Raw genomic sequence first — 11,883 nt, 5'->3', positions numbered from 1 at the left:
CCCTTCCCGAACTCAGAAGTGAAACCTCTTAGCGCTGATGGTAGTGTGGGATTACCCATGTGAGAGTAAGTCATCGCCAGCTCATTATTCCTTAAAAAGCCCCCTCAAACGAGGGGGCTTTTTTTATCGGTAAAGAAAAAGATGTAATTCAAAAAGAATAATTCAATTTTGCTTTTATTGATTCAAATTCAAAATTGTCAATTTAAGAATGGTTAAAAACTAAACCCAAGGGTCTAGGATTTTGGTCATTTTTAATACTTTAGTAGAGTGTTTACTCAAAAATGGCTGTGTTCAACTGAGTCAGTTACGAAAGCATGCTGCTATAAATCATTAAAAATAATAAAAAGATTACAGGTCATGTGCTGTGTCGTAGTAATCACAATGAATTAAAACTCACAGGAGGTGGGGATATGGCAATGAATACAGTCAATGTAAATGATGTTATTGATAAAGCTGAATTTAAGACCTTTCATTTTAAGGTCGTGTTTTTGTGTTTGGTAATTATTCTGTTTGATGGTTATGATTTGGCAATTAATGGAGTAACTTTACCACTATTAATGAAGGACTGGGGCCTCAGTGCTGTTCAAGCGGGAATGCTGGCCAGTACAGCTCTTGCAGGCATGATGTTTGGCGCGATGCTATTCGGTACTTTGGCGGATAAAATTGGCCGTAAAAAAGTGATCCTGACCTGCGTGGTGTTATTTAGTGGATTTACCTTTGCGGGTGGATTTGCTTCAAATCCAACAGAGTTTGGTGCTTTACGTTTCCTTGCAGGGTTGGGCATTGGCGGGGTATTACCCAACCTTGTTGCTTTAACTTCAGAATATGCTCCGCAGCGTTTAAGAGCAACACTGGTCACCACGATGTTTAGTGGCTATGCGGTAGGCGGTGTAATGGCAGCGCTATTTGGTGCCTGGTTTACTCCGAATTTTGGCTGGCAAATTATGTTCTTTATTGCAGGCGTACCATTATTGCTGTTACCGCTGATCTGGAAATTTCTGCCTGAATCGTTAACCTTTTTAGTCAAGGCTCAAAAGGATGAACATGCACGAAATATCTTGCAGCGTCTTAGCGCAAATTTAGTCTTGAATGCACAAACTAAATTTGAACTGAGTGAAGTTAAAATTTCTGAACCTGCTTTTGTCAGCAGCTTGTTTAAGCAGGGGCGTGCAGGCAGTACGCTGTTGTTCTGGCTTGCATTCTTTATGTGTCTGTTAACGCTATACGCGTTGGGCAGCTGGTTGCCAAAGCTGATGATGGCAGCAGGTTACTCAATGAATAACAGCTTGATGTTCCTACTTGCGATGAATATTGGTGCGGTAATCGGTACAGTTGGTGGCGGTATTCTTGCAGATAAATTCCATTTAAAACCAGTCATTATTACTTTATGTTTATCAGGTGCTGTGGCTTTATCTTTACTTGGCTTTAAATCTCCACAACCTGTGATTTATTTACTGGTTGCAGTTGCTGGTGCATCCGCGATTGGTTCACAAATTTTGCTTTATAGTTATGTCGCACAGTATTATCCGCTAACCGTACGTTCAACGGGTATTGGCTGGGCTTCTGCAGTTGGACGTACTGGTGCGATTATCGGACCAATCCTGATTGGAATGTTGCTGGGTATGGAATTGCCACATCAATTTAACTTTATGGCAGTCGGTTTACCGGTAATTGTTGTGGCACTTGCGGTAGCATTGATTGTTCGTCAAGACAAAGTGGTAAAAGCTGATCCATTAGCGGTGAAAAAACTGAACACTCTAAAAGCCCAATGATCGTATTGTGATCAGAATCTTTAAGCGTTAAATATTTCAAAAATATCTAAACCTCTTCAAATGAAGAGGTTTTTTTATGCTATTTCATAAAAGATTAAACCAATCAAAAAAATAATCGAGCTAGAAGGCCTGAAAAGCCCAATTTACTTATAAAAATGATCATAAATTACTCTAATAATAATGTGATATATCAATCAAATAAATGTTATTTCAGTGATCATAGAAGAATATCAATTAGTCTTATTGTGCGTTAAATCCGGCTTGCGTATATTGCGTCGAATTAAATATTCAGCCGAATATTTAAAGGATGTTACGGACAAGTACTCATGGGAGATGAGAACGATGACAATGGAAACTGTAGATATAAATTCTGTAGTCGACAATGCGAAATTTACGCCTTTTCACTTCAATGTAGTTGCTTGGTGTTTACTGGTAATTTTATTTGATGGTTATGATTTGGCAATTAATGGTGTAACTTTACCACTATTAATGAAGGACTGGGGCCTCAGTGCCGTTCAAGCGGGAATGCTTGCCAGTACAGCTCTTGCAGGCATGATGTTTGGTGCGATGATCTTTGGTTCCTTGGCGGACAAGATTGGTCGTAAGAAAGTCATCATGATCTGTATTGTTTTATTCAGTGGTTTAACCTTTGCAGGTGGTTTTGCTTCTAACCCAACTGAATTTGGTATTTTACGCTTTCTGGCCGGTCTGGGTATTGGCGGTGTGATGCCAAACCTGGTGGCGCTGACTTCTGAATATGCCCCACAAAAAATGCGCAGCACACTTGTGACCACCATGTTTAGCGGTTATGCGGTCGGCGGTGTGATGGCGGCATTATTAGGTTCATGGTTTACGCCTGATTTTGGTTGGCAAATCATGTTCTTTATTGCCGGTATTCCTTTATTTTTACTGCCTGTAATCTGGAAATTCTTGCCTGAATCTTTGGCGTTTATGGTAAAGCAAAACAAGCAGGCTGAGGCACGTCGTATTGTGCGTCGCCTGTCGCCAAATACCAAGGTTACGGACCAGACCACATTTACTTTGCCACAGGAAAGTGTACCTGAAGCGGCAAACGTAGTAAGCCTGTTCCGTCGTGGTCGTGCAACCAATACCTTATTGTTCTGGGTTGCATTCTTCACCTGCTTGCTGACCATGTATGCCTTGAGCAGCTGGTTACCGAAGCTGATGATGGCGGCAGGTTACTCGATGGATAACAGCCTGATGTTTATGATGGTCATGAACGTGGGTGCAGTTGTCGGTATTGTGGGTGGTGGTATTCTTGCAGACCGTTTCCACTTGAAACCTGTATTGATGGTTCTGGGCATGATGGGTGCGGTTGTGATGAGCTCAATGGGCTTTGCGTCTAACCAGTTCTTACTTTACATCTTGGTGTTCCTGGCGGGTGCAGCATCGATTGGTTCGCAAATGTTGCTGTATAGCTATGTTGCGCAGTTCTACCCACTTGCAGTACGTTCAACAGGAATTGGCTGGTCGTCTGCGATTGGTCGTATGGGCGCGATTGTAGGTCCAATTTTGATTGGTGGCTTACTGGGTATGAACCTGCCTGCACATTTCAACTTCATTGCAGTCGGCTTACCGGTGCTAATTACTGCTATTGCTGTTGCATTGATTATGCATGATGATGAGTCTGAAAAGATTGGTTCAACTGAACCGGCAGTGTCTAAAGCTTAAAAGTTAAGTTTAAAAAGAAGCCTCCGAAAGGGGGCTTTTTTTTAATGATATAATTAAAAAATCAACTTAAAAATTAAAAAGAGGGAAAGTAAATGTCTTTTAGGCCGGGGACTGTTTCAAAAATACTTTGGCATTTTACAGGTGGTCCATTATGGGATGTAGAAACTAATAAACAATTAAAAGAGTTAAAACCTTCTATAAAAGGGTATGAAGCTTTAAACTCAATTTTGGAAAGTAAAGAAATTCGTATTGGAAATTATAATGAAATAGTAAAAATTGTATTACCTATTAAGAAAGTTTTTGACTTTGAGAATAATACTTTCAATGTAGTAAAAAACTATCCAGTAACCATTAAGTCTGCTCCTGTTTGTTGTATTGCAGATATACCACTACAACACATTGCTTATCATGCAAATAGATATGGAAAAATTGCAATAGGTTTTAGACGTGAAGCGATTATAAAAGCTGGTTTTAATCCAGTAATGTATACCTTAGAGAATTCTCAATTACTTAATAAGATATATAAAAGTTATGACGCTGCTACAGATTTAGAATCTATAACTTGGGAGCTAGAAAGTGAATGTAATGATATAGATAGTGAATTAGAGAGTTTTAAATATGAACAAGATATTGATACTAAAATTGATGTATGGCCTTTGAGCCAAGCTATAACAAGCTTAGATTATGCTACTACTGATATAAATGAAGGATATTCAAAATTTCTAGCTTATATCAAAACATTTGATGAGTCAGAATTTGATACGATTTACTGTGAAAGGGAATGGCGCTCAATTAAAAGTTTCTGTTTTTCTATTGATGATATAGCGGTAATTATTCTTCCTCGTGAACAAGATGGTTTTAACTATTATGAAGATTTTATTAGTAAAACCAAATTACCTAGATCTATTTGTATAGCTGCATGGGAAGACCTCATAGAACATTAAAGCTCTATACATTATTTTTGTATTTTTAGATAATTTATAAATTACAAACCACATGTACATAACTATGAAACTCAACTCATTCTCCCCAATCCCTGAAGATGACGATGAATTGCATCTTCCTGAACTGGTGTACTGGGCATCTCTTGGTGACATCGACCAAGTCGAACAGGCTTTACAGGAAGGCCTGGACGTCAACTCTGCCGATGAAGAAGGCTATAGCGCCTTACAGGCAGCAGCTGAAAATGATCATTTAGAAGTCGTGAAGCTATTGATAAGTAAAGGCGCAGATGTTGATCATCGCAGTACCTATACGGCTTTAGAGCTTGCTGAAATGGCAGGCAATAAAGAAGTCGTAGCTTATCTTAAAAGCTTAAAAGGATTATCGTGATAAAAAAGAAGCCCCATCATTTTGATAGGGCTTCTTTATATAGGTTGCCTAGGTATGACTCCTGTCGTACCTCACGTCCTGATGCTCAAACTTTATTATTGTTGTTTTCTGTTTGGGAAACGTCCTGTTTCCTGATGAATTTAGAATAAGAAATTTATCTTGAGGCAGATAGAGGTTAATAGAACCATTTTATGTACGTTATCTCTTACACAGGCTGACCATAGCAAATGAAAGTTTGTTACCAATAAAAAATAGTGATTTTCAATATTGTACTTAGAATAAAACGGGTGAGCGATTTGAATGGCAGAGGATCATCAGGATGAAAATAAAAATATTCCGACAGCGTATGCTGATCACAACTATATTAATCAGTACAGCAAGTTTAACCGCGTGTAATGCACAAACTGATGCTGTAAGTCCGGCATCCAAGTCAGCCGTAGAAACTACATCTTCCAAACCTTCTTCAGGTTCAGTCAATCAAACGTATAAACTCACCACCGTCGCAGAATTTAATGAACCCTGGGCCATGACAGGGCTGAAGGATGGTCGTTTACTGGTCACTGAAAAAAAGGGAAAGTTACAGTTATTTGACCCCAAAACCATAGAAAAAATTGAAGTCAAAGGCATTCCTAAGGTGGCCTATGGCGGGCAAGGCGGTTTGGGTGATATAGCCTTGCATCCACAATTTGAACAGAACCATATCATTTACTTAAGCTATGCAGAAGCAGGACAGGGAGGCTATGGGGCTGTGGTCGCACATGGCGAACTGGATCTGTCCAATGTTCAGCAACCACAGGTTAAAAATTTAAAAACTATCTGGCAACAGGTGCCTAAAGTATCAGGGCAGGGACATTATGCCCATCGGCTCCTGTTTGGTCAGGATGGAAAGTTATGGATTAGCTCAGGTGAACGCCAGAAGTTTGATCCTGCGCAAAATATGCAATCCAATTTAGGCAAAATATTGCGTTTAAATGAGGATGGCACACCTGCCTCAGGCAATCCGTTTAACGGTCAGGGCGAGATCGCAAAACAGGTCTGGTCATTGGGACATCGTAATCCATTAGGTATAGCATTTGATCCTAAAGGGAAACTTTGGGTCGTGGAAATGGGTCCCAAAGGTGGAGATGAATTGAATCTGATTGTCAAAGGTGAAAATTACGGTTATCCGCTGGTTTCAAATGGCGATCATTATGATGGCAGAGATATTCCTGACCACCATACCCGCCCTGAATTTAAAGCACCTGAAATTAGTTGGACACCTGTCATCTCGCCATCCAGCCTGATTTTTTATACCGGTTCGCAATTTCCTGCATGGAAAAATAAAGCCCTGATTGGTGGCTTGTCTTCCAAGTCCATTGTGGTGGTAGATACAGCGATGAAACCTGTGACTGAAGTACAGCGTGTAGATATGAAGCAACGTATCCGTGATTTGCTGCAAGCTGCAGATGGTTCAATTTGGGTGCTGGAAGATGGTAAAAATGCCAGACTGCTGAAAATGACTGCGAAATAAGGTGATTAATAGATATCTTTCATAAATCAAAAATATGTTCAATCTTAATTTTTTTAATTCAGCACAGCCTCATTTGATGGATTTCATTTTGATGCCTTTGCGTAGGCAATATCGCTACTTTTGAAAGGTCAAAATGAGGATCTCAAAATATATTTTGAGTCCGTAAGAAAAACTTTTTGTTTCCCATACATGACTTTCTTGTCGTGATGGGAAACGTGTGGCATCCATGCCACACTCATGAATCCAATACTTGCTAAAAAATCAATTTTTTATTTTCGTATTATGAAATACTTATAGTCATTGAAAATGATTTATGAAATAAATTTAATAAAGTTCAAAAGCCTCTGATGGGGCTTTTAGAATAATTGATATTCATGACTGCATTGAATCAGACTGTGTAATGCTCGTCTGCATTAAACACATTGGCCTGAATCTGGATCAGTTTACGGTTGCCTTGTTTGCCATTCATGCCCCAATCGGCAATCCTGATATTATCCACAATAGTTACATCACCTTTCTGCCATTGTAGTGACAGGCTATTCTAGTATATGGCATCAAAAAAGGCCTGCTTGTCTTGATGGTTCCATTTTATTATTTTGTTGAGAGTGGCTGGAATAATTCTGAGGGTTATTCTAATGATTCCTCATTTTTGTATGCTTGTGATTATAGAGTTTGAAGTTTCAATAGCATGTAAACTTTAATCGTTTTAGTTGAAGTTTTCGATAAATACTCAGCCCGATCAGCATCATGCATAAAGAAAAAAACCTCGACATCCTGTCGAGGTTTTTTATATTCTTTCTAAGGTATAACTCCTGTCGTACCTTGCAGCATCCTGCTGTTATATCACTTATCTTTCTAGTTGTAAGTTTAGAGACTTCCTGTCTCAGTATGAGTTAAATATATCGTGAAAGATAATGTGTGAAAAGTAGATATATTCTTCAACTCTTGTAAGCTTAAACGTACAACGATTTTCTAGGTATCAATTGCTTACGTATTGAATCAGTTTATCCAGTACACTTTTTAAAGCTTTTTCATCAAACTCATTCGGTTCAAATTCTTCGGTTTTATTACGTGAAAAAATATCGCGAATTTCAATCACTGCATTACTGTCCACTAAGCCAAGTTGCGTTCCGACCTGGCGAATCTGGTCGATGGAACGGGAGCCATTGGTTGCACCATAGCCAATATAGGCAGCCGGTTTACCTTGCCATTCCTTACCGACGTAATCGAGGGCATTTTTAAGTGCCGGGCTGTAGCCATGGTTATATTCAGGGCTAATAAAAATGAAGGCATCGCCTGAAGCCACTTTATCTGCCCAGTCTTGTTGTTTGGGTTGATCATAAATGCCCGTAATTGGAGGATGGCTACCAGCAAAAATCGGCAGAGCCCATTCTTTTAAATCGACCAGTTCGGCCTGAACTGTACTGAAATTGGCCTGATCAATACTGCGCTTGACCCAACGTGCCACTTTAATGGCAGTCCGACCTTCACGCACGCTACCCACGACAATATATATTTTCATGTATAGATCCTAGATTTTTTGAATTGTCATCTTTAACTTATTATGAATATTATTTATTGAATATTAAGGATTTGTATCTTTAACCATCGCTGTAAGCAGAAAATAAAAAAGCTCCCGAAGGAGCTTTTAAAAAATCATGCGTTAGATGATCTTTTACATCAGTTTAATAGCTTGCTGACCAGCAGGGGTCACTTTAAAGATTTCCACTTCAAAGGTAATGTCCTTGCCTGCAAGCGGGTGATTAAAATCAATTTCAGTAATATCTTCACCGACTGATTTCACCACACCAAATAGACTTTGCTTGGCTTTATCTTCAAATTCAATCATATGACCCACAACAGGAGGCTGTTCGAATTTAACGGTGTCAAACTTTTGTACGTTTTCAGCATTCCATGGACCAAAAGCTTCTTCTGGGGGAAGACTCACGGTACGACGGTCCCCGGCACGTAGACCAAACAGGGCTTTTTCGAAACCCGGCAATAAACTGCCATCACCCATTACCAGGCTGACAGGCATTTCGCGGCTACGGGTGTTGTCAATTTCCACGCCATTTTCAATGGCGACCGAAAAATGCAGCTCGACTTTAGAGCCTTCTGCAATTCGGGTTTCTTCATTTGGATTAATAAAATCAGTCATTTTGTTGCGCTTCCGCACGTTGAATACGGTGTTTTTCCAGGAAAAACGTATCGATCAGGAGCAAGATAGTCCCCACGGTAATGGCACTATCGGCAATATTAAAAGCAGGAAAGTGGCTGTTGTTGTAGTAAACATGAATAAAATCGACCACATAACCCAAGGTGACCCGGTCAATCAGGTTACCGATGGCGCCACCCAGAATCAGGGCAATCGCCATAGGTAAAATCACGATTTTTTTTGGCATACGCATCAGCCAAAATACAAAAATTACAGACACTAACGCTGCCAGTGAAGTAAAGAAATAGCGTTGCCATCCACCGGCATCGGACAGGAAACTAAAGGCTGCGCCATAGTTATGTAGCAATGTCCAGTTTAAAAAGGGCAGTACAGGGACCGGATCTGCATAATTCAGATGCGTCGTTGCAAACCATTTGGTCCATTGATCCAGAATAATTGCCACAATGGATAATCCGACCCACACAAGATTGTGCGGGTAGAACTGGAATAAGCCCTTTTTATTTTGCGGATTAGGCATACTTTCTCTCTTCGCCTTGACCTGTAGGAAGGTTAATAATACAGCGAGAACAAAGGCCTGGATGTTCATGATGTGTATTCACATCAGGCAGTACATGCCAGCAGCGTGCACATTTCTCACCATCGGCTGCAGAGACTTTGACGCGTAAACCTTCCAGATCAGTGGCTTCACCTTGCGCTGCATCAAAGGCATTTACAGTAACTTGAGAGGTGATCAGGACAAAACGAAGCTCGTCACCTAACTGATCCAGTACTGCTTTCAGTTCAGCATTGGCCCAAAGTTCAACTTTGGCGGACAGGTTAGAACCAATCAGTTTGGCATTACGTGCCGCTTCAATTTGCTTGTTGACTGCAGATTTAACGCTAATTAAAGTCTGCCAGTCGGCTTCTGAAACCAGGTTGGCTGTTGAAGCGACTGGAATGTCATACCACTCGGCAGTGAACACGTATTTCTCGCTTTGACCTGGAATTAAAGGCCAAGCTTCTTGAGCAGTAAAGCTCAAGATCGGTGCCATCCAGCGAACAAAGGCTTGGACCAGGTGATACAAGGCAGTTTGTGCAGAATGACGGGCTTGTGAATCCGCTTTGGTGGTGTACTGACGGTCTTTGATGATGTCGAGATAGAAACCACCCAAGTCATTGATACAGAAGTTAGTCAAGGCATTGGTGACGATATGGAAGTTCATATCTTCATACGCTTGTTGAATGGTTTTTTGTACGTCCGCAGCACGTTGCAGGATGTATTGATCCAGCGCGATCAATTGATCCACTGGCAAGGCATCAGTAGCTGGCTGGAAGCCATTCAGGTTGGCCAGCAAGAAACGCAGGGTATTACGAATACGGCGGTAACCATCCGAAGCACGGCTAAAGATTTCCTTACCTGCGGTCATTTCATAGCGGTAATCTGCCGATGCAATCCAAAAGCGTAAGCCGTCTGCACCCATGTCTTTAATAATGTCTTGTGGAGTAATGATGTTACCCAACGATTTCGACATCTTGCGGCCTTTTTCATCGACTACGAAGCCGTGAGTTAACAAGCCTTTGTATGGTGCGCGTTCATTGATCGCAATTGAGGTGAGCAATGAAGACTGGAACCAGCCACGGTGTTGGTCTGAACCTTCAAGATATAAATCGGCTGGGTCTTGTAACTCTTCACGCTCACGTAGAACTGCATAATGCGTCGTACCTGAGTCGAACCAAACGTCTAAGGTGTCGCGTACTGCATTGTAGTGCTCGGCATCCTCGCCAATGAAGTCTTTGGCTTCACGGTTGTACCAGCCATCAATCCCTTCTTGTTCGATCAGTTTCGCAACTTCTTCGATCAATTCAGGTGTGCGTGGGTGCAATTCGTTGGTGTCTTTATGTACAAAGAATGGAATTGGCACGCCCCAAGTACGTTGACGTGAAATACACCAGTCCGGACGGCCTTCAATCATCGCTTGGATACGGTTTTTACCCCAATCCGGTACAAAGCTGATGTCATTTTCAATCGCATTCAGTGCGCCTTGACGTAAACCTTTGGCATCCATGCTGATAAACCATTGTGGTGTAGCGCGGAAAATAATTGGAGTTTTATGACGCCAGCAGTGCGGATAGCTGTGTTTGATTGGGTGATGTGCCCACAGCTTATTGTTTTCTGCCAAAGTCGCAATAATTTGTGGATTGGCTTTGTAGATGTGTTCGCCTGCAAAGATTGGTGCAGTAGGTAAATATACGCCATTGCCACCGACAGGATTGTCAACTTTTAGGTTGTATAATAGGCCGACTTTATAGTCGTCCACACCGTGGCCTGGCGCGGTATGTACTGCCCCTGTACCACTGGTTGCAATGACGTGTTCACCCAGGATGACCGGTACTTGACGATCAGCGATTAACGGATGTTGCAGTTGCAGGTTTTCAAGTTTTGCGCCGGTAAAATCGGCAATCACTTCAACAGTGCTAAAGCCATAACGTTCAGTCGCAGATTCAACCAGATCTTTGGCCAAGATAAAGTTTTGCGGTTGTTTATCTTCACCACGTGCTTTGACCAATTGATATTCAATTTCAGCATGCAGGGCAACGGCCTGGTTGGCAGGTAATGTCCAAGGTGTTGTGGTCCAGATCACGATGTCAGTGCAGTCAGTTACTTGAACGCCTAAACGTGCAGATAGGTCTGCTAAATCGACCACAGCAAAACCGACATCAATTGCATCGGATTTTTTATCTTCATATTCAACTTCGGCTTCTGCCAATGCAGAACCACAGTCCAAACACCAGTTCACAGGTTTAAGACCCGGTTCAATATGACCTGCTTTGGCAATTGCACCCAATGAACGCACGATATCGGCTTCTTGCTTGAAGTTCATGGTGAGGTAGGGGTTATCCCAGTCACCGAACACGCCCATACGCACGAAGTCTTTTTTCTGTAATTCAACCTGGGTGTAGGCATACTCACGGCAGTGCTTGCGGAAAGTGGCGGCATCGACTTTCACGCCGACTTTGCCGACTTTTTCTTCAACTTTCAGTTCAATAGGCAGACCGTGACAGTCCCAACCCGGAACATAAGGGGCATCATAACCATCCATCACGCGGCTTTTGATGATGATGTCTTTAAGGACTTTGTTGACGGCATGGCCTAAATGGATTTGGCCGTTTGCGTACGGAGGGCCATCATGAAGCACATATTTTTTCTTGCCAATACGCGATGCACGAATCTGCTGATAAATGTTGTCGGCATACCACTCTTCTAACCATTTTGCTTCACGTACTGCCAGATTTGCTTTCATTGCAAATTCAGTACCTGGGAGGTTTAGCGTGGCTTTATAATCCACTGCATTTTCAGGAGTTTGCTTATCGCTCATGCAAGTTGTCTTCCAATTTAATCAGTCTGAGGCTGACGCGTTTTA

At 41.5% G+C, this 11,883-nt stretch carries 9 protein-coding genes; 5 read left to right on the top strand and 4 right to left on the bottom strand.

The window, feature by feature from the left end; all coding sequences use genetic code 11:
* Positions 1-410 precede the first annotated feature (410 nt).
* The 5 genes from FTT83_RS07155 (at position 411) to FTT83_RS07135 (ending at position 6,306) form a co-directional block, all read left to right on the top strand.
* A complete protein-coding gene (locus tag FTT83_RS07155; RefSeq protein WP_180174282.1) occupies positions 411-1,772 on the top strand; it encodes an MFS transporter in 1,362 nt (453 codons plus the stop codon).
* 342 nt (positions 1,773-2,114) lie between these two features.
* Entirely contained in the window at positions 2,115-3,464 is a 1,350-nt protein-coding gene (locus tag FTT83_RS07150; protein ID WP_180174283.1) for an aromatic acid/H+ symport family MFS transporter, read from the top strand.
* Between the two features lie 92 nt (positions 3,465-3,556).
* Positions 3,557-4,408, top strand: a complete 852-nt coding sequence (locus tag FTT83_RS07145) for an abortive infection system antitoxin AbiGi family protein (RefSeq protein WP_180174284.1) — start codon at positions 3,557-3,559, stop codon at positions 4,406-4,408.
* Between the two features lie 64 nt (positions 4,409-4,472).
* Positions 4,473-4,796, top strand: a complete 324-nt coding sequence (locus tag FTT83_RS07140) for an ankyrin repeat domain-containing protein (RefSeq protein ID WP_180174285.1) — start codon at positions 4,473-4,475, stop codon at positions 4,794-4,796.
* A gap of 319 nt (positions 4,797-5,115) precedes the next feature.
* Positions 5,116-6,306 carry a PQQ-dependent sugar dehydrogenase gene (locus FTT83_RS07135; RefSeq protein WP_373423491.1) on the top strand — a complete coding sequence of 397 codons (1,191 nt, stop codon included), beginning with the start codon at positions 5,116-5,118 and terminating at the stop codon, positions 6,304-6,306.
* A gap of 979 nt (positions 6,307-7,285) precedes the next feature.
* Here FTT83_RS07135 and FTT83_RS07130 read toward each other — a convergent pair.
* From FTT83_RS07130 to ileS, 4 genes are all read right to left on the bottom strand, one after another.
* Entirely contained in the window at positions 7,286-7,828 is a 543-nt protein-coding gene (locus tag FTT83_RS07130) for an NADPH-dependent FMN reductase (RefSeq protein ID WP_180174286.1), read from the bottom strand.
* A 153-nt stretch (positions 7,829-7,981) separates the two neighbouring features.
* On the bottom strand, positions 7,982-8,464 hold the full coding sequence (locus FTT83_RS07125; RefSeq protein WP_180174287.1) for a peptidylprolyl isomerase: 483 nt from the start codon (positions 8,462-8,464) through the stop codon (positions 7,982-7,984).
* Positions 8,457-8,999, bottom strand: coding sequence for a signal peptidase II (gene lspA / locus FTT83_RS07120; RefSeq protein ID WP_086196606.1), 543 nt, complete (start codon positions 8,997-8,999; stop codon positions 8,457-8,459). The genes FTT83_RS07125 and lspA overlap by 8 nt, the downstream gene beginning before the upstream one ends.
* Positions 8,992-11,838, bottom strand: coding sequence for an isoleucine--tRNA ligase (gene ileS / locus FTT83_RS07115; RefSeq protein ID WP_180174288.1), 2,847 nt, complete (start codon positions 11,836-11,838; stop codon positions 8,992-8,994). The genes lspA and ileS overlap by 8 nt, the downstream gene beginning before the upstream one ends.
* Positions 11,839-11,883: the final 45 nt, after the last annotated feature.

Source organism: Acinetobacter sp. YH01018, assembly GCF_013420295.1.
GTDB lineage: Bacteria > Pseudomonadota > Gammaproteobacteria > Pseudomonadales > Moraxellaceae > Acinetobacter.
Note: the sequence above shows the minus strand (reverse complement) of the source record. Positions and strands in the feature narration are given on the sequence as shown.